General features: G+C 44.4%; 18 protein-coding genes and 2 pseudogenes. 9 read left to right on the top strand and 11 right to left on the bottom strand.

Annotated features, from left to right (window positions below; all coding sequences use genetic code 11):
* Positions 1 to 40: 40 nt before the first annotated feature.
* Both F6K63_RS21075 and F6K63_RS21080 read right to left on the bottom strand, forming a co-directional pair.
* Positions 41 to 499, bottom strand: a complete 459-nt coding sequence (locus F6K63_RS21075; RefSeq protein WP_287313055.1) for a Nif11-like leader peptide family natural product precursor — start codon at positions 497 to 499, stop codon at positions 41 to 43.
* Positions 490 to 732: a hypothetical protein gene (locus F6K63_RS21080; protein WP_154659772.1), complete on the bottom strand. Its 243-nt coding sequence runs from the start codon at positions 730 to 732 to the stop codon at positions 490 to 492. The genes F6K63_RS21075 and F6K63_RS21080 overlap by 10 nt, the downstream gene beginning before the upstream one ends.
* 204 nt (positions 733 to 936) lie before the next feature.
* Here F6K63_RS21080 and F6K63_RS21085 point away from each other — a divergent pair, with 204 nt between their 5' ends.
* A complete protein-coding gene (locus F6K63_RS21085) occupies positions 937 to 2391 on the top strand; it encodes an S-layer homology domain-containing protein (RefSeq protein ID WP_287313056.1) in 1455 nt (484 codons plus the stop codon).
* 80 nt (positions 2392 to 2471) lie between these two features.
* Here F6K63_RS21085 and F6K63_RS21090 read toward each other — a convergent pair whose 3' ends face one another.
* Positions 2472 to 2813, bottom strand: a complete 342-nt coding sequence (locus F6K63_RS21090) for a ribbon-helix-helix domain-containing protein (protein ID WP_287313057.1) — start codon at positions 2811 to 2813, stop codon at positions 2472 to 2474.
* A gap of 413 nt (positions 2814 to 3226) precedes the next feature.
* Between F6K63_RS21090 and F6K63_RS21095 the strand changes: the two genes are divergently transcribed.
* On the top strand, positions 3227 to 3805 hold the full coding sequence (locus F6K63_RS21095; protein WP_502708334.1) for an HNH endonuclease: 579 nt from the start codon (positions 3227 to 3229) through the stop codon (positions 3803 to 3805).
* Entirely contained in the window at positions 3777 to 4166 is a 390-nt protein-coding gene (locus F6K63_RS21100; protein WP_071103353.1) for an alr0857 family protein, read from the top strand. Before F6K63_RS21095 ends, F6K63_RS21100 begins: the two co-directional genes overlap by 29 nt.
* Positions 4167 to 4231: 65 nt before the next feature.
* Here the strand turns inward: F6K63_RS21100 and ureE are convergent, their stop codons facing one another.
* Positions 4232 to 4663, bottom strand: coding sequence for an urease accessory protein UreE (ureE, locus tag F6K63_RS21105; protein WP_008183842.1), 432 nt, complete (start codon positions 4661 to 4663; stop codon positions 4232 to 4234).
* A 131-nt stretch (positions 4664 to 4794) separates the two neighbouring features.
* On the opposite strand from ureE, the gene F6K63_RS21110 reads away from it, so the two are divergent.
* Positions 4795 to 4989: a hypothetical protein gene (locus tag F6K63_RS21110; RefSeq protein ID WP_287313059.1), complete on the top strand. Its 195-nt coding sequence runs from the start codon at positions 4795 to 4797 to the stop codon at positions 4987 to 4989.
* A gap of 69 nt (positions 4990 to 5058) precedes the next feature.
* Here the strand turns inward: F6K63_RS21110 and F6K63_RS21115 are convergent, their stop codons facing one another.
* From F6K63_RS21115 to holA, 3 genes are all read right to left on the bottom strand, one after another.
* Positions 5059 to 5505 carry a DUF4168 domain-containing protein gene (locus F6K63_RS21115; protein WP_008183844.1) on the bottom strand — a complete coding sequence of 149 codons (447 nt, stop codon included), beginning with the start codon at positions 5503 to 5505 and terminating at the stop codon, positions 5059 to 5061.
* 288 nt (positions 5506 to 5793) lie between these two features.
* Entirely contained in the window at positions 5794 to 6306 is a 513-nt protein-coding gene (locus tag F6K63_RS21120) for a DUF4168 domain-containing protein (RefSeq protein ID WP_287313060.1), read from the bottom strand.
* A 212-nt stretch (positions 6307 to 6518) separates the two neighbouring features.
* The gene (gene holA, locus F6K63_RS21125; RefSeq protein ID WP_287313061.1) at positions 6519 to 7502 is read right to left on the bottom strand and encodes a DNA polymerase III subunit delta; all 984 of its coding nucleotides are present in this window, start codon (positions 7500 to 7502) and stop codon (positions 6519 to 6521) included.
* A 24-nt stretch (positions 7503 to 7526) separates the two neighbouring features.
* Between holA and F6K63_RS21130 the strand changes: the two genes are divergently transcribed.
* Genes F6K63_RS21130 through cbiE form a run of 3 tightly spaced genes read left to right on the top strand, consistent with a single transcriptional unit; the run spans position 7527 to position 10342 of the window.
* Positions 7527 to 8333 carry a DUF1868 domain-containing protein gene (locus tag F6K63_RS21130; protein ID WP_071103855.1) on the top strand — a complete coding sequence of 269 codons (807 nt, stop codon included), beginning with the start codon at positions 7527 to 7529 and terminating at the stop codon, positions 8331 to 8333.
* Positions 8334 to 8388: 55 nt separating this feature from the next.
* Positions 8389 to 9003 carry a cobalt-precorrin-8X methylmutase gene (locus F6K63_RS21135; RefSeq protein WP_287313062.1) on the top strand — a complete coding sequence of 205 codons (615 nt, stop codon included), beginning with the start codon at positions 8389 to 8391 and terminating at the stop codon, positions 9001 to 9003.
* The gene (gene cbiE / locus F6K63_RS21140; RefSeq protein WP_287313063.1) at positions 8996 to 10342 is read left to right on the top strand and encodes a precorrin-6y C5,15-methyltransferase (decarboxylating) subunit CbiE; all 1347 of its coding nucleotides are present in this window, start codon (positions 8996 to 8998) and stop codon (positions 10340 to 10342) included. Before F6K63_RS21135 ends, cbiE begins: the two co-directional genes overlap by 8 nt.
* Positions 10343 to 10357: 15 nt before the next feature.
* On the opposite strand, the pseudogene F6K63_RS21145 reads toward cbiE, so the two are convergent.
* The 4 genes and pseudogenes from F6K63_RS21145 to metH all read right to left on the bottom strand — a co-directional run.
* Positions 10358 to 10495, bottom strand: a pseudogene (locus F6K63_RS21145) (antitoxin); the annotation flags it as partial.
* Between the two features lie 4 nt (positions 10496 to 10499).
* Positions 10500 to 10643: pseudogene (locus F6K63_RS37930) on the bottom strand (BrnT family toxin); the annotation flags it as partial.
* 167 nt (positions 10644 to 10810) lie between these two features.
* Positions 10811 to 11314 carry a hypothetical protein gene (locus tag F6K63_RS21150; protein WP_287252652.1) on the bottom strand — a complete coding sequence of 168 codons (504 nt, stop codon included), beginning with the start codon at positions 11312 to 11314 and terminating at the stop codon, positions 10811 to 10813.
* A 341-nt stretch (positions 11315 to 11655) separates the two neighbouring features.
* Complete coding sequence (metH, locus tag F6K63_RS21155) at positions 11656 to 15246, bottom strand: methionine synthase (RefSeq protein WP_287313065.1); 3591 nt, start codon at positions 15244 to 15246, stop codon at positions 11656 to 11658.
* 562 nt (positions 15247 to 15808) lie between these two features.
* Between metH and F6K63_RS21160 the strand changes: the two genes are divergently transcribed.
* Together F6K63_RS21160 and F6K63_RS21165 are read left to right on the top strand one after the other, a co-directional pair.
* On the top strand, positions 15809 to 16024 hold the full coding sequence (locus F6K63_RS21160) for a hypothetical protein (protein WP_044493068.1): 216 nt from the start codon (positions 15809 to 15811) through the stop codon (positions 16022 to 16024).
* Between the two features lie 354 nt (positions 16025 to 16378).
* The gene (locus F6K63_RS21165) at positions 16379 to 17119 is read left to right on the top strand and encodes a calcium-binding protein (protein ID WP_287297404.1); all 741 of its coding nucleotides are present in this window, start codon (positions 16379 to 16381) and stop codon (positions 17117 to 17119) included.
* Positions 17120 to 17684 lie beyond the last annotated feature (565 nt).

A 17684-nucleotide genomic window follows, 5' to 3' on the forward strand; every position in this document is an offset into this window, starting at 1 on the left:
CTCCTCAAGGATGGGGTTTTCACCCATATCCGTTAGATAGTTAGGATTTTTGAGGTTTTAACCCTCGCGAATCCCCCAACCCATACCCTTTCAGTTTCTGAAAGCTCCTGGTTGGAACGAACCGCACAGGAGGTTCCGGTGTAATCCCGATGACTGCTCCATATAGGGGCTGAACCTCAATAGGTGGCTTTTTTATAGGTGGCTCAATCGGATGTATAGGTCGCCATGGCCAACCACAGAAGCCTCTAAACACGCCACCAACAAGTACTTCTAGGTCTTCTTCACTGAGATTCTTGAAATTATCGTCTAAATCTCTAAGCTTATTCTCATCGAGAATTTTAGCTGTGGTAGTTTCCAAGTCTTCTGGTGTGAAATCAAAGCCAGCATCTCGCACCATGGTTTGGTAGTCTTCTGGACTTGCAGCATCTTCAAGCTGGCTACGGAAATTTTTATCAGCAGCTAAGCGCTTAAAGAAAAGGATTACACTTTCTAAAAACATAAACGTTCTCCAACCGTCAATACTATAAATAAAAATCCCATAGCATAAATTTGTCTCGCCAATCTGGCTAAATTTACAAATCTTATTAATAAAATACACAGGATTTTTTCCCGATTCCCTGTTCCCGATTCCCGATTCCCGATTCCCTGTTCTCTACTCCCTTTTGTAAGTTCATGTAGGGTGGGCAGTGCAGCAGACAGATTCAGAAGTTTGCAAAGCGCGTTGCTAGACACTGCCCACCCTACGATTAATGACTTTTGTAACTGATTAACTGCACTTGATATGACTCCGTTAGCGATAGTGATCTTTTTTTTTAAAACTTGGGAACTTTCACTTCACCTGTGCGTCTGGGGATGGTGTTTGGGAAGCTGTCAACTCTGATAACTAAGGAGTTGAGCTGTCTGGAAGAGTTATCTAAATCAGGAGAGTTGTGTTCTATGTCTAGTGCGTCTACTTGGAATTCCACGAGCACTGCCATGTTGCTATTGGGAATAGTAACTGGTGTGACTGCGCCGATGGTAATTGCGGTTCCAAACCAAACTAGCTTTATTGATATTCAAGGTCATTGGGCAAAACCGTTCATTGAAGGGTTGGCAGCAGAAAACCTGGTAAATGGATATGCCAATGGCACCTTTAAACCTGATCAAGCTGTTACTTACGCTCAGTTCTCTGCAATGGTGAGCCAAGCTTTCAGCGAAAATAATTTAGCTTTGCCCAAAACATTTGATCGTGAAGCGGCTGAGTATTGGGTAAGTCGTAACCTAACTGAGCAGGATAAATCCAACAGCCAACTACGTCCATCTTCGCCACTATCTCGGGGACAAGTATTGGTGTCATTGACCAATGGTTTGGGTTTAAATGGTTTGGGTCTATACTCTAGCAGTTCAGTAAAGAACACTCTCTCTTCCTATGAAGACCTATCCCGAATCCCTGACTATGCCAAAGATAGCGTTGCGGCTGCTACCCAAAAGGCTATGGTCGTCAACTACCCGAATGTAACCTATCTTGATTTTGGTAAACCTGCTACCCGTGCTGATGTGGCAGCGTTTATTCATCAAGCTTTAGTGAATGAAGAGGTATTAGCTCCCCTGTCTAGTCAACATCCAGCCTCTCAATATATTGCTCAGCTGACGGGAGAGACTAAATCTGTGGGTGACGACAGCCTGATGGAATCAACTCAGACAACTGAAAAAACTGAGGGGACTGATTCCACTGAGTCAATGACTAGTAAGGATGAACTCCCAGAAACTAAGGAATATCAAGTTTCCAAAGGTACAGTGATTGATGTAGCCTACACAGTATCAGACAAGGTGGCTGTGGAGCGTGGTGAAACTATTGATATGACGCTGTTAGTGGCTGAGGACATCAAAAATGAGCAAGGAATAGTCTTAATTCCAAAAGACAGCGAGATTGAGGGTCAATTAGTACCGCGTTATAGTGGTTCTCAGTTTCTTGGTACTCAGTTTGTGGCTCAAAAACTTAAAATTGGTGAATTATCCTATAACACCATCAATGCCACCTCGAAACTGGTTACTGATGCTAAGCCTGATGATACCGAGAAACAAACATTAGAAGGTGCTGCGGTTAATATTTTGACTGGTGTCTTAACTGGTGGTGATTCTAATCAACAACCGGAGCAGCAAAATCCTATGATCATTAATCCGGAACAGGATTTACCACTAACACTGGGTTCTGATTTATATCTCCAAGTAGCTACTAAAACGCTAGAAATGCCAGAAACCCCAGAAGCCCCAGAAGCTATGGACACTGAAGAAATCCCAGAAGCTATGGACACTGAAGAAATCCCAGCAACACCAGAAGCCCCACCAGTTCTAGAAGCACCAAAACTTGAGCTTCCGCAAGTGCCACCCTTACAGGTTCCAACTCGGTAACCCACCTACAAGAGTGCCTAGTTAAGGATTCAGAAGAGACATGCGATCGCACGTCTCTTCAATTGTATCGAGGCAAACCCTTAACAGTCGGACATACTATCAATACTGAGGGGAAGCATCTCTCCGTTGATCGTCAGTCCTAATAACATCGGCTCTTGGGGTTCTATATACTTGCCAGTCAGTACACAACGCTCTTTGCGCTCAGCGATCGCTTGAATGGTGGCTCTGATATCAGACTTACAAAATTGAGGTCGATAATCACCAGACTTGTGCTGGACATAGTTCCAGAGAATATCTCGAATCAGAGCTTGATACCCCTGAGTGCCAGAAAGTTCTTTGAGTTTCTCTTTCAACTGTCGATCCAGACGGATGCTGGTAACTTCCATATCAGTGGTTGAGTTTTGACGGGTGAGTGTAGGCATTAATTTTTTCCTCCAAATATCTGGACATTCCCGTAATACAAGTGTAGTATTTAAAAAGCGGCTTGAAAATCGTTTTTCACAAATTTCGCCTTCAAACATTTCATCTTCTATGAGTCATCATTTAACCTCCTCCACCAATTGCTCAGATATCAACTGCTTCGGCGGTTCGGGATTCGGGGCAATATGGGTGGAGCTTTTGTTTAGGGGCAAATATGACTCGATCGCACAGGGAACAGTCGAGTATAGAAGGCATGATTCACAACCAATCAATTGTCGGCCAGAGATCAATCTGAAACTAAATAGACACAGCGGGAGGTATAGGCGAACGCTAGCAGTACTGACATAGCAATCAGCCTACCCTAAAAAATCTTAAACGCCCCCGCTCCTGACAAACAGAAGCGGGGGTTTGGTTTATGAGGAGTCAATCCGTGACAAGCACAACTGAGGTGTTGAGGCAATCGGTAGTGGTTTTTTCCAAAAACTACTTACCCATTAATCGAGTCAATATCAAACGAGCGATTGCTCTGTTGGTTACCGGGAAAGCTGAACCAATCGATTTCTTTGGTGGTAAGGGCTACAAAGTCCGTTCTCCTAGTGTGGTGATCTTGGTACCAAGCCATATCCGCTTGATAGTTACCGAAACTGAACCAACTTGGCGAGTTCCTCCAGTAAATCGGCGGGAGGTCTTAAGACGGGACAAGCATCGGTGCCAATACTGTGGCAGCACCAAAAAGCTAACCCTCGACCATGTCATGCCTCGGTCAAAAGGCGGGAAACACAGTTGGGACAACGTCGTTACAGCATGTGAGCGTTGTAACAGCCTTAAAGGCAACCGCACTCCCCACCAAGCGGGAATGAAATTACCCAGGCAGCCCAAAGCACCCATGCATCCAGCTGTTGCTTTTGCGGAACAGTTTTGGCGTCAACAGCAAATCAATCGGTTAGAGGAGGAAGTTACAGGTAATGCTGAAACTGATTTACACCGAAAATAGCTTTTATCTAGAGCGTTTGGCTCAATCCCTAGAAGAATGGGTAACGACACGAACCCTTGTCTCGCTCCGTGCGGGGGCAAGTTTCTATATCGAACCCAGCACTGCGTCATTTTTGCTACCAGCTGACTTGCCCCAGCTCAGGCAATTAGAAGTGTTTGTGCGGCAAGACAAAACAGATGCGATCGCATTATCGATTTGTGATGCGGAATATGTTGAAGTAAGCCTACAAGGCACCTGGCTAACGTCAGATCCAGAAGATGAAGAGGGAATTTTTGTAACAGCAATGAACTATGCTGTTGAGTTTTTTCTCTATCAGCTGTGGCAAGAGGCTAACCATCGGGCTTCTGTTCCGAAGGATTGATTAAGAGGCGCACTTAGGTGTGCCTCTTTTTTACAGTTTTCTTTTAACAGTTCTCTTTAAACTTCTCAATGTCGATAGGCACCGATTTCTGGTTGAAACGGTACCACTTCCTGGTGTACCTCTACCCCCAACTGCTCTAACATCCCTTGCAAAACTGGGTCAGGAGATAACCTTAAATAGCTAGCCGTTACTTCTAAAGGGACATGGCGATTACCCAAATGATAAGCAGCTCGCAGCAAATTCACCGGTTTTTTGGCAGTGACAGTCAGTACCGGTTCTGGTTTAGCAGCAATTCGGATCATCACCTTCGTATCTTCAGCTTCCAGTAAATCCCCATCCTGCAAGACACTGCCCCTAGGCAAACGCAAATACAAATTTTCACCATCCGCTGTTTCAAAGCGGTGGCGAGTTCGGGTACGCTCCTCGGCTGTCAAGGAGAGGGTAAAGCCGACTTTAGTATTCTGATTAGCTCTGAGGCGTTTCGTAAAGGTGAGCATGGGCAATTTACCATTGCTTAATTCAGACTTCTGTTTAAAACAAATACCAAGTGAAGTAGGGTGAGCAAAGGTAAGCTATCAGCTATAAGTTATCAGTTATCAGCTATCAGTTATCAGCTTTTTAATAAGCGATGCAGCGCGGTCTTGGGGAGGCAGCGCGGTCTTGGGGAGGCAGCGCGGTCTTGGGGGTTTCCCCCATGAGCGACTGCCGTGGTCTCCCCCATGAGCGACTGCCGTGGTTTCCCCCACTCGCTATTGCATCAAGACAACAGGTAAGCATTGGTTTAATCTCTGTTACGTCAGCACCTCAAGTAGCTAAAGGCTGACCGCTGACCGCTGACCGCTGACCGCTGACCGCTGACCGCTTTTGCCCACCCTACAAGCTTGACATATTGTCAATTTTGTTGTAAGCGAACTAGTTCATTGTGGATGCGCCGTTGTAACTTCTGATCCGATTGGGCGCTAACGGTAATGGAATTAAATCGAGATATGGTCAAGTCATGACTTTCAGCAATGGTTTTCGAGCGCTTACAGTAGTTTACAGCCAGATCTTGGATATTTCGACGTAGACCTGCGATGGTTTTTACTTGGGTGCAGTTAATTTCAGGAACTATCTTGTCTTTGTCTTTGGTTAATTCCTGAATATCCTCATAGACACCTTGACGATTTTGATCGATCGCCAGAACAGCTTTGGCGTAATTCTTCAATTCCTGACTCTTTACTGCATCTGACGCTACTGTGGGGATAGCTGCGGTGGGGTCAGGGTCTGGACTGGAAGAACATCCAACCAAAACCACTATCATTCCGGCAAGCCATCCCAAGGGATAGATAAATTTGTTCATTAGCCGTTTTCTGGGAGATAAGCGACCTGCAGTGGCTAGCCGAAAGCTGGATTAGCCTATTTTTTACTATTACTAGTGGCTAGCTATTATGGTTGTTTTCAAGGTAACTATACCACTATAGGTCTAAACTTGATTGATAATTCCCAGGTGTGCAACTCGTCTTACTGCTTGCCCAAGAGGAACGTTGAGACCCTTACGCTTTTCCCAAAACGATTTAATTATGGTTGACGTTATGGTTTAAGTTATGGGTCAAGGGAATAAGTGGCTGATGATTCGAGCTATCCCCAACTAAAAGCTAGCGTCAAATTTTGCTTGTTGAATACGCACTAATTCACTTTGAATCTGTTCCCGTAAATTTTGATTATCTTGCATCTCAATAGTAATTTCGTTGAAGCGTTTATTTCCTCCTTCGGGAAAATACTTAGAGACAATTCCCTCTGACTGTTGGCAGTAATCTTTAGCAATCTCTTGGGCGGTCGAGGGCAGCTTATCGATGCTCTGGGGGTCATCGCAGAAAATTTCTGGTTGCTCTCCTAGGATTGTGGTGATTTTTTCATAGGCAGATGCGCGAATAGGCTCTATTTGTAATAGAACTTCAGCATATTGAGTGACGTCATTAGGACTAATCTCAGAGGTGACATCTTGAGCATAGGCTGAAGTTGTAATCACAAGGGTATAAGAGTCTTCAGAAAGCTCAGGGATAAATCCAGATAGCAAACTAATAGCAGTAAGTCCTCCGACAAGGAGAGATTGGGAGAAAATTTGGGTCAAGCTAAGTTTTAGAGAGTTAGCAGTGAGCATGATGATAGATTATGATCAAAACAAACAATAACCAAAACCACTAAGGGCTAGTTTAATGTGAATTAATTTATGGGTGGTAAGTTCCTCATAAGGCAAGATATTCTGGGGATTGGGAAGTGCAGACAGGATGAATATGAAGCATGAGTATAAAAAAAATTTAACCTTCAATATTAAAGCTAGCCTGGGTGAAGCCACTGACCGGTATAAACTCTTCAACTGTTAAAGATTTCACAAAGTTGTATCACCTTAGTTTGTAATGTTGAAAGGGGGTCTGCTCCGGTTTTGAGGTTGAGGTCTAACTCCAGCAAGACCCCCAGAGTGGAGATAAGTTGCTTGGGGGAAAGGAACTCCACGTCTTGTTTGAGGAAGAAAACTCGTTTGGGGTTATTGATATTGGCGGTGCTAGCGATCGCATTTAGATCAGTTTCCCCCTCACGGACCAGCAACTTCACCCACAACCAGGTACGAAACTGGGTAATTAAGGTAGCGACAATCTTTAAGGGAGGTTCATTGTGGTTGATCAAGGCAGCTAACAACTCTAAAGCTTTTGCCCCATCCCCTTGCCGAATCGCCTCTGCCAGTTGCAAGGTATTTTGAGTATTAGCCACTACCAGGGTGGCAACGGTACTTTCTGATAAGGGTTGGCTGTCATACAGCGCGTAGAGTCGTAATTTTTCCAGTTCGTTGAATAACTGTCGGGTGTCATTGCTAACGGATTCGGCTAAGAGAACAGCCGCACTATTGGTTAGTTTGACCCCAAATTCAACGGAGTAGGACTTGACCCGATTGAGCAGCTGCTGGGTCTTCCAGGGGGGAATCAGAGCAAACTCCTGAATCTGGGCGTACTGTTGCAGTAATTTCGTGGACTTGAGTCGTGGATCTGGTCGATGGGGGGTAGTTAGTAACAAAACGGAGTGTTTAGGAATGACTGGTATAGTACGCTCTAATTCTGCCAGTAAATTGTCCGAACATTGCTGACACAGGGTTGTATCGACTAACCACACTAGACGTCCACCGATGCCAAACGGAGGAGTCATTACTTGATTCAAAGCTTGAATTACGGCATCTGGTTGGTCTGGGGAAATTTTGTCATAGTTAAAACTAGCCCAGTTGGGGTCAACTAAGGATCGACGCAGTTTGTCCACGGCTTGAGCCATGGCAAAGTCATCCTTTCCCCAATAGAGGTAAATTCCCATATCAGAACACGTAAGGGGGCAAAATTGGACGATACATATCAAAGTTATCTAAATCGGGTCACACGGCTGACCCTAACCGCAACCTATCAATCGCAGTTACTCAATATCCAAGAGTCACCCAAGTTTAAACGTCTCCCTAATGGCAGCAGAGAGCCTGCCCCTTTTCCTGGTTACACTGTAATCACACCACCTTGGGAGGAAGAGACGAATAATTCAGCATTCTATAATAACATGCAGCAGCTCCAAAAAGAGCTTCTCCAGCAACTAGACCCGGGTTTAATGGTACCCATACCCCCGGATAGTTTTCATTTAACCCTGGCTGACTTGATTTGGGAAAATGCTTACCGAGATGCCACGGCTGAAAATCCAGAGTTTGAAACTCAACTGCTTCAGTCGATACAGGCAAGTTTCGACAAGTATGTCGGTATCAGCCAGGAAACGTCTTTAGCAAATGGTGGTAATCCCATTAGCTGGCAGCTGTTGGGCTTAATGGTCATGCCCAGAGCGATTGGTGTATGTCTAGCGCCCAAGGATGAACAGGCATACAATCGGATTGCGCAACTGCGTCGGTGTATTTATCAAAATTCTGATTTAATGGCTCTAGGTATTGAACAGCAATACCATTTTACGGCTCACATCACTCTAGGATATTTCGGAGATATCCCCCAGGAATTGGATAGCGATCGCATTAGCAATATCCTATTCGAGTTAAGTGGCCAAGCCTTAGAAGCGGAAGGGAGTGTACTATCGATTCGGCAGGCTCAATTAAGGAAGTTTGATGATATGATGCACTTCTTGCGGGAACCGGAATGGCCAGTTTTGGAGTTTTGAGTGCTTTCGCGTGCTTAGTGTTTAAGTTGGAGCAGAATATGGGTTGGGGATTGAGATGAAAGCATTGTCGATGCATCCGATTATGGAGCAAAGTTTTGCCATTATTGACCAACAGATTGGGGAGCATCAGTTTAATCGAGCTGAGTATGGGATTGTGCGCAGGGTAATCCATAGTACAGCTGATTTTGAATTTACCCAACTGCTTCGGTTTAGTGAAAATGCGATCGCATCTGGTATTTCTGCACTGAGCCAGGGAACACCAATAGTTACAGATGTCGGAATGGTCAAACAGGGGATAGCTAGTATGGTGGCAAAAACCTTTGGTAATCCGCTGATTGTAGCAGTAGACCAGGCACCAGTAGCTCTGCCAGGAAAGACGCGCACGGAAACAGGTTTACTCCGATGTTTTGAGCAGTTTCCAGGGGCTATTTTTGTGATTGGTAATGCCCCTACGGCATTGTTGGCTTTATGTGAGCAGTTGCCCCACTCTCAGGTCAAACCAGCTTTGGTCATTGGCGCAACCGTTGGGTTTGTTTCAGTGTTGGAGTCGAAAGCTGCTTTGGCAAAGATATCTATCCCTCAGATTCGGGTTGAAGGAGCTAAAGGAGGGTCTCCAGTGGCTGCAGCTATTTTGAATGGATTAATGGTATTGGCTTGGGATAGTGAGTAATAAAACATCCCAAAGGTCACCCATCCATGTAGTGGGCATTGGTTTAGATGGAGCAGCTAGCTTAACTGATCAAGTCAAGGAGCTGGTGGAACGAGCGACGCTATTGGTAGGAAGTCAGCGCCATTTAGGTTATTTTCCCAACCACCAAGGGTCACAACTGGTATTGGGTAATTTTGCTGACGCTATTGAATTAATTCGTAAGCAGCTCGATAGTGCTGATCACGATACCCTAATCGTAGTGTTGGTGAGTGGTGATCCATTGTTTTTTGGCTTAGGACGATTGCTCCTAAGCCAACTTCCCCCCTCAAGGCTGAGGTTTCATCCCCATGTCAGTGCGATTCAGTTAGCCTTCAGTCGGATTAAGGTTGCTTGGCAAGATGCTAAGGTAATCAGTGCTCATGGCCGTTCTCTCGAACAACTAATCCCAGCCTTGAAGCAGGGAGTTGACAAGATTGCAGTGCTGACGGATGGCAGCAATACACCTGAAGCGATCGCTAAATTATTACTAGCGCTAGATTTACCCAGTGGCTACCAGTTCTGGGTATGTGAAAATTTGGGAGGTATGGATGAACGGGTGCAATGTCTTGGTGTAGAAGCAGTATTGAACCAGACCTTTGCTCCCCTGAATGTGGTGGTATTACTACGTCACCCTGATTCCCTTGACCAATCCCTGGATCCAGACTCGTTACCGATACTGGGATTACCAGATCAGACATTTACTAGTTTTAGCGATCGCCCTGGTTTAATGACCAAGCGAGAAGTGAGGCTGCTGTTACTAGGAGAGTTAGCACTCAAACCAGGGCAAACAGTTTGGGATATTGGTGCAGGAACAGGTTCGGTTTCCATTGAAATTGCTCGTTTATCGAAGACATCTCAGGTGTATGCTATTGAAAAAACAGCCATGGGTAGTGCTTTAATTCAGCAAAATTGTCAACGTTTAGGCGTTAATAATGTTACATCAATTCATGGATCAGCACCGGATGTTTTGAAGGATTTACCAACACCAAATCGTATTTTTATTGGCGGTAGTGGTGGTAATTTACACTCAATTTTGGATTACTGTGATACTCGCTTAGAGCTCGATGGTATTATAGTGTTAGCGTTAGCAACTGTAGAGCATATTAATACAGCCTATAGTTGGTTTGAGTCTAAACGTTTCCCCCCCTCCGAGCGCGGGATTAGAGCAAATTCCTTCCCCCCCTTATTAAGGGGGGTTAGGGGGGATCACTGGAATTATCAATGGTTACAGGTGCAGTTATCAAAGTCGGTACCTGTGGGCAAGCTAACTCGGTTTAATCCTCTCAATCCGATAACTATTTTGACAGCTTGGAAGTGCTGAGTTTGAGAGTTAATAAATTCCTTTTTCTTGCGCCTTTGCTTCAAAATATTCTATTACATCAATCCTCAAAGGCAAAGTTACTGGTTGCTTTAATTTCTTGGCATAAGGATTGGGGCGGCTTTTCATGTTGGCAAGGTCATATTCTGGTTTCATGGTTTTAGCATCGATAGTGTTTACTTTCATTTTTAGTGGCTTTGCGGGCTGAAATGATTCTGATTACTGATTCCTCCTATCGGTAACAATGAACAATCAGTAAAAATCGGTCTTCTATCTCAGAATGATCTTCGTTCCAAAACTGGATCCCAGCTAGTAGCAATAGGCAATCAACCCACACAAAAGATTAAAGGGTTGGCACTTTCGGGTGGATCTCATTTTTATTCTTTGACCTAACAGTGGTGCGTTACGGGGCTGAGTCTCTCAACTCTAGCTACCGATAAAATGAGGGCTCCCCTAACACACCCTACGGAACTACTTATCCAAAACTGATGTCCAGACCTGTAGATTCCCTAACCAAGAATTCAGCTGCCCACGATTACAACCCGCAGTTTCCCCTTCTGCCTCTAAACTAATGGAATGATTTCCTGAGGAAACAGGGCCAAGATCAATTTTACCTGAGGTCAACGGAAGCCTACTGAACTGGCCAGATGCGCCCCTCCACCCAAGGGTATCTGTAGAAGTAACACGCTCACCGTCAAGGTAGAAATGGATTTTTATTGGACCGCAATGAGTAGGGGGGACGACATACTGGACTTTTAAGAAACCGCGCGTTGTTACATCTATTGCGAAGCGGTTACTGCATACTTGGCCACTGCCAGTACAACTTACTTTTTCTGGACCAAAATTTTGAGACTTGGTAATCTCCTTAGGAAATAAATTATGCCAATTCGTGATCACAGCTGCCCCCAGTGCACCAACCAGGCCAATTACAGCGGCAATGATCTGTATCCTATGACTTTTATCTTGACCACTCATCCCACTTTACCAAAAGTTATGATCATCAACGTTCGATTACTTTTCGTTTTGTAGTTTTACCTAATTTATAATTATATATTATAAAGAGTAAATATTAAATGGGTGGGTGGAAATTTTTTCGAGTCTGTTACCAGTTTATGTAGTAGGGTGGGCAATGCTTGATACAGATTCACCAAGCTGGGCTTTGCACTTTGATAAACACTGCGAACCCTAAAGATTAATAACAAGGGTGCAAGATTCCAGTATTAATCAACTGAAATCTTGCTAGCTCAACTGAATTTTGCCCCCCTAGCCCCCCAACTTTGGGGGGAACAAGAGTCAATTCTCAAAAAGCTGAGAGATCAAGCAGTAAAATACCTAGCGATGGGGTGATAAGCTACAATTGCCGTGGTAGATTGCTCTGGATACAACTGCTCACTCTCATCCATGTATAACTTAATGCGATCGCATTCCAACAAATCCAACTGCTTGTACTGATCCTGGAGATTTGGACAAGCGGGATAACCAAAGCTATACCGTGAACCCTGATAGCGCTGAGCCAACACATCCCGAATACTATCGGGTTCTTGATCTGCGAACCCTAACTCCCGACGAATCCGAGCATGACTCCACTCCGCCAAGGCTTCAGCCATTTGTACCGCCAATCCGTGGTAATACAAATAATCCGTATATTGATCACCATCAAATAATTCCTTAGCGTACTCTGTGGCAATATCCCCCACAGTTACCGCCTGCATTGGGAACACATCGAATTGACCTGGTTCTGCCAACTCCTTCGGTAAAAAGAAATCCGCTATACACAAACGCTTACCAGACCGTTGCCGAGGAAACTCAAACCGTGCCACCTCTTGCAATTCCTTCGGGTCCTTTGCGCCTTCGGGATTCATCCCTTTAGCATCATAAATTATCAAGGAATTACCATCAGCTAAACAAGGAAAATATCCATAGACTACCTGGGGATGTAACAAGTTCTCAGCAAGAGTTTTTTCCTTCCATTTCGCCAGAATTGGGTCAACCTTTTCCTTCAAAAACTGATTATACTCCTCCCTCGACTGGTCCTTTGGCTTCCGAAACTGCCATTGTCCAGCAATCAACGCCTGCAAATCCAGATACCATAAGACTTCCTCGAAGGAAATATCTTCTGGCTGAAGTATCTTAGTTCCCCAGAATGGCGGTGTTGGACGCTCAATATCTAAGGTTACCGCTTCCGAACGATTAGTATCTACAGGAGTTGAAAGGGGAGTTGCTGGTTGAGAGTTGTCTTGTGAACCATTCTGCTGCAACTTGTCAACTTTCAATTCGGAAGAAGCTTCAACTGCTAAACCATTCTCTACCTCATCGATAAAGCCTTTACTATCATCCCAGTTACCAGCTGCTTTTGCTGGCATTAACTTATCCATGAAATGGAGGTCAGAAAAGGCATCTTTACCATAAACTACCTGACCATTGTAGGTATTCTGACAATCCTTATGGACAAACTTTGGTGTTAGGGCAGCACCCCCTAGAATAACTGGTACCGTAATTCCCCGCTCATTAAAGGTTGCCAGATTATCCTTCATAAAGGCGGTAGACTTCACCAGTAGTCCACTCATGGCAATACAGTCAGCATTGTGCTTTTCATAAGCATCAATAATATTGTCCACTGGCTGTTTAATCCCCAAGTTAATCACTTCGTAGCCATTGTTGGACAAGATGATATCCACTAAATTCTTGCCAATATCATGAACATCTCCTTTCACCGTAGCAATTACAAAGGTACCTTTAGCATTCTTCCCTGCTTCGGATTTTTCCATATATGGCTCTAAATAAGCCACTGCTGCCTTCATGGTTTGAGCGGATTGTAATACAAACGGCAGCTGCATTTGCCCGGAACCAAATAGTTCCCCTACCACTTTCATCCCGTCCAGCAAAAAGGTATTGATAATCTCCAGGGGAGGATATTTTTCTCGGGCTTTCTCCAGTTGTTCTTCTAAACCAATCCGTTCCCCATCAATAATATGACGCTTGAGCCGCTCTTCTACCGATAGGTTTTCATCCTGAGAGCGATCGCGTTTTGTAGTTTTCCCTTCAAACAGAGTAGTCAGCTCGGCCAAGGGGTCATAGGTACACACATCCCCATCAAACTCCCGCTGATCATAAATCAGTTTTCGACAAACCTCTTGATGCTCTGGCTCAATCTTGGCTAAGGGTAAAATCTTACTAGCACTAACAATTGCTGCATCCATCCCTGCTTGCATTGCTTCGTGCAAGAACATGGAATTAAGCACAATTCGTGCTGCTGGGTTTAGTCCGAAGGAAATATTAGAAACCCCTAGGATAACATGACACCCAGGCAATTCTTCCCGAATCCGACGAATGGATTCGATTGTTCCTTTGCCGTTTTCCCGATCTTCCTCAATGCCTGTAGAAATTGGTAACGCTAGAGTATCAAAGAAGAGTTCATGAGCCGGGATACCATATGCGATCGCATCGTTATAAGCACGTTTAGCAATTTCAAACTTTTTATCTGCTGTCCGGGCCATACCATCTTCATCGATAGTACCAATTACCACTCCCGCGCCATAAATTTTAGCTAACTCAAGTACCTTATAGAACCTAGGTTCCCCATCTTCGTAGTTAGTGGAGTTCAGGATACACTTACCCCCAACTACCTTTAAGCCAGCCTCCATCTTTTCCCATTCCGTGGAGTCCAGCATCAGGGGTAAGGTGGAATTTGTGACTAAACGGGAGGCCAATTCGTTCATATCCCGAACTCCATCCCGTCCCACATAGTCCACGTTAACATCTAGGACGTTAGCCCCTTCCCGGATTTGGGATTTAGCCAAAGATACCAATCCATCCCAATCTTCTGCATTGAGCATGGTGCGGCACTTTTTAGAACCACTAGCATTGAGCCGTTCACCAACAATTAGGAAAGAATTATCTTGCTCATAAGGCTGGGAGCTGTAAATCGATGCTGCTGACGGTTCATGCTTAGGATTTCGCTCCTTCGGGGTCAGGGTTTGGGCAAGCTCCGCTAACTGTTGAATATGATCTGGCCTAGTACCGCAACAGCCACCAATAATTTGTACTCCCAAATCCTCTATAAAATGCATCAGTGCCATCCGCAGTTCCATGGGAGTAAGCCTGTAGTGAGCGTGCCCTCCGACATTTTCCGGTAATCCCGCATTAGGGATACAGGAAACCACAAATGGGGAACACTCAGACAAGTATTTGATATGTTCCTTCATTTGCTCTGGCCCAGTGGCACAGTTAAGACCAAGGATATCAATCGGGTAAGGCTCTAGAATAGTTAGCGCCGCATTAATTTCTGACCCCACCAGCATAGTACCCATCACTTCCATAGTGATCGATACCATCAGTGGCAGTCTTGCCCCTTTTTTTTCAAATACCTCTTCTATGGCATTCAGCGCTGCCTTAATTTGCAGCACATCCTGACAGGTTTCCACGATCAGCAAATCAGAACCGCCATCATACAACCCTAAGGCTTGTTCCACATAGGCGTTCTTCAAGGTATCAAAATCAATATGTCCCAGGGTAGGGAGTTTAGTACCAGGACCCATGGACCCTGCCACAAACCTAGGTTTTTCTGGAGTAGAGTATTCCGCTGCCATCCGTTTCGCTAGTTCCGCAGCGGCTTTATTTAGGTAATAGGCTTGGTCAGCTAGATCATATTCTGCCAGTACAATCGAGGTACCCCCAAAGGTATCCGTTTCAATCACATCTGCTCCCACCTCCAGGAAGCCCCGATGCACCTTTTCCACTGCTTCTGGTTTAGTATGGACAAGGTACTCATTACATCCCTCGTACTCAGGTCCACCAAAGTCTTCAGCGGTGAGGTTTTGGGTTTGGAGAGACGTTCCAGTTGCCCCATCAAATACGATAACCGGGCGCTTTGGGCTATGGAGGTGATTGAGAAAAGGGCTATTCATAGATTCAGTTATTTGTTGACTTCAGTGGTGTGTTGACCGTTGACAGTTTACGGAATTTTATTCATTTATGTCGGCTCTTATAATTAGTTTATCAAAAATCACCCAAATTATTTTATTTAATTTTTGCTATAATTTAAATTTTAGGTCAAATTAGTTTTTTCCCAACAGTTTATGTTTATAATTTCAAGGGTTTAATTAACTTCAGTTAAAGGGTGAAACAAACAGTAATTTACAAATTACATTATCAAATAATTAGTATAAATTCAATAGTGTGCAACGTTAATAAACTAGTTTCGTAAACCCATTAAACCAGATTTATAGCGTTGATAATACTTATAGTTAACAGATGCAGCGCTAACGACTCAGTTTACGTCGGCACGGATCTCTTGGAAAAGCCCAAGGGATAGTCGGTCCCTAAAGTGCAGCACAAGTTAGGCAGCGCAGGGATTAAAAACTTGGCTATACTTTGGCTAGCCGATTGTACCAAATTCCAGAAACTGCTGAAAGACAATCTCCTCTAAAAAATGCTATAATATAGAGTAATTATGTGAGGGAAAAGACCATGCAAGTTAAAGACTTGACTATTGATGAGTGTAAGCTCCTCATCCAAGAAACAGTCACTGAAACTCTAGAAGCACTGTTGAGCGATCCTGATAAAAATAAACAACTAAGACCTGAGGTTGTGCAGGAGTTGATTGATTCGCTTCACCGCACTCAACTTGGAGAGCCTGGTATTCCTGCAGAAGAAGTAGCTGAGAAACTTGGCTTGAATTGGTAATGAGCTACCGCGTAGAGTTTACAGCAAAGGCAATGGTCGGGTTGGAGTCAGTTACTTAAAAGAACGAACTAGTTTTTTTTATCCTAAAGCTGCTTTTGCCCAGTGGGTTGCTATAGCAATCGGTGTCGGAATTGTGATAATTTTTGATGCCCTATTCCCTATTCCCTATTCCCTATTCCCTATTCCCTACTCCCTACTCCCTACTCCCTACTCCCGATTCCCGATTCCCTTATTAACCCATTCACCCTAGATTCTAAATTTAAGCCAATGTGGCAATACAACTAGAGATAAATCGTTTGTAATAACTATAGAAGGCTTGATTCCCTATTGGGAAAAAAACAAGGAGAAATTAACATGGCAGTTATCAACGGTGATAAGGGGAATAATACTCTCGTTGGTACTCGGTTTGACGATGAGATCAATGGTTTTGATGGCAGAGACGTACTCATCGGGAACAGGGGTGATGATACCCTAAATGGAGGGGATGATTCGGACTTACTATTTGGTGGAAGAGGTCACGATTCCCTCAACGGTGGCGGACATGATGACTTCCTGTTCGGAAACCAGGGCGATGATATTCTTGATGGCGATACTGGCAATGACAGGCTGTTTGGGGGGAGTGGCAACGATAACTTAATGGGTAGCTTTGGCAAAGATACCCTCAACGGTGGCAGTGGTGATGATACCTTAGTTGGTGTGGATATCTTTGACGAACAACCTGGTCAGTTGGAGAGGGATACCCTCACTGGTGGTTCAGGCAAAGATACCTTCGTTCTCGGAGATACTCAGACAGTTTATTATGATGATAGTCAAGTTCGATTCATCATTCAGCCCCCTCCTACAGAACCCCCACCAAGCTACGCTTTGATTACTGACTTTGAACCTGGTAAAGATGTTATTCAGCTGAAAGGAGCCATAGAGTATACATTAGAAGATGTTGAGCTTCTTAATGGCGTTTCCGGTCTAGGAATCTTCTTCGATGCTGACGGTTTTGATGGTAACGGTTCTGAGCAACTGATTGGTATTATCCAAAGCCAAGAATCCTTAGATGGCCTGCAAATTAATATTGGTCGGGCAATCACGACTATTTCATAATTCCCCAGAAGAGAGTGTCGGAAGTGTCGCAAGTGTGGGTAAATTTTGAGTGGTAATGGGGTATCGAACGATGGGATCGCCTCAAGCAAGAAATGCGATCGCGTAACGTGGCCTTAGGTCAATCGCATTCATCCCATCCTTAGATACCCTCAACTTTTTCCTGTTTCCTGTTCCCTTGTTTACATCTTAACTAAAAATGCTATCGCTATTTCAGTTTCCTGTCTTTTGTTGCGATAAAAGATAGGAAGCTGATTTTTTTGATTACCAAAAATAACTCCAATTAAGTAAGCTATCAGCTGTCAGTTGCGTAGGGTGCGTGGCGTTGCTGATTCTGGGTATGGTTTCGCCCCCCTAGCCCCCCAATTTTGGGGGGAACAAAACTCTCTATCAAAGTCCCCCGCCCCCCTAGCCAACCAATTTTATGGGGAACAAAACTCTCTATCAAAGTCCCCCAAAGTTGGGGGATTTAGGGGGCTTGACCAAAACCAAACGTACGCTCGTTCATACTTCAATTGAGCAACGCCGATTTTTTTTAACTACCAATAAAAAACCAATTAACTAAGCA

Source organism: Moorena sp. SIO1G6 (genome assembly GCF_010672795.1).
Lineage (GTDB): Bacteria > Cyanobacteriota > Cyanobacteriia > Cyanobacteriales > Coleofasciculaceae > Moorena > Moorena producens.

Excerpts from the sequence above, each read along its gene's own strand:
- F6K63_RS21115 (WP_008183844.1), bottom strand. The coding sequence starts at position 5,505 with ATGAACAAATTTATCTATCCCTTGGGATGGCTTGCCGGAATGATAGTG.
- F6K63_RS21075 (WP_287313055.1), bottom strand. The coding sequence starts at position 499 with ATGTTTTTAGAAAGTGTAATCCTTTTCTTTAAGCGCTTAGCTGCTGAT.
- holA (WP_287313061.1), bottom strand. The coding sequence starts at position 7,502 with ATGGGAATTTACCTCTATTGGGGAAAGGATGACTTTGCCATGGCTCAA.
- F6K63_RS21135 (WP_287313062.1), top strand. The coding sequence starts at position 8,389 with ATGAAAGCATTGTCGATGCATCCGATTATGGAGCAAAGTTTTGCCATT.
- ureE (WP_008183842.1), bottom strand. The coding sequence starts at position 4,663 with ATGCTCACCTTTACGAAACGCCTCAGAGCTAATCAGAATACTAAAGTC.
- F6K63_RS21150 (WP_287252652.1), bottom strand. The coding sequence starts at position 11,314 with ATGAGTGGTCAAGATAAAAGTCATAGGATACAGATCATTGCCGCTGTA.
- F6K63_RS21165 (WP_287297404.1), top strand. The coding sequence starts at position 16,379 with ATGGCAGTTATCAACGGTGATAAGGGGAATAATACTCTCGTTGGTACT.
- F6K63_RS21085 (WP_287313056.1), top strand. The coding sequence starts at position 937 with ATGTCTAGTGCGTCTACTTGGAATTCCACGAGCACTGCCATGTTGCTA.
- F6K63_RS21120 (WP_287313060.1), bottom strand. The coding sequence starts at position 6,306 with ATGCTCACTGCTAACTCTCTAAAACTTAGCTTGACCCAAATTTTCTCC.
- F6K63_RS21095 (WP_502708334.1), top strand. The coding sequence starts at position 3,227 with ATGAGGAGTCAATCCGTGACAAGCACAACTGAGGTGTTGAGGCAATCG.
- F6K63_RS21090 (WP_287313057.1), bottom strand. The coding sequence starts at position 2,813 with ATGCCTACACTCACCCGTCAAAACTCAACCACTGATATGGAAGTTACC.
- metH (WP_287313065.1), bottom strand. The coding sequence starts at position 15,246 with ATGAATAGCCCTTTTCTCAATCACCTCCATAGCCCAAAGCGCCCGGTT.
- F6K63_RS21110 (WP_287313059.1), top strand. The coding sequence starts at position 4,795 with ATGCAGCGCGGTCTTGGGGAGGCAGCGCGGTCTTGGGGAGGCAGCGCG.
- F6K63_RS21160 (WP_044493068.1), top strand. The coding sequence starts at position 15,809 with ATGCAAGTTAAAGACTTGACTATTGATGAGTGTAAGCTCCTCATCCAA.
- F6K63_RS21100 (WP_071103353.1), top strand. The coding sequence starts at position 3,777 with ATGCTGAAACTGATTTACACCGAAAATAGCTTTTATCTAGAGCGTTTG.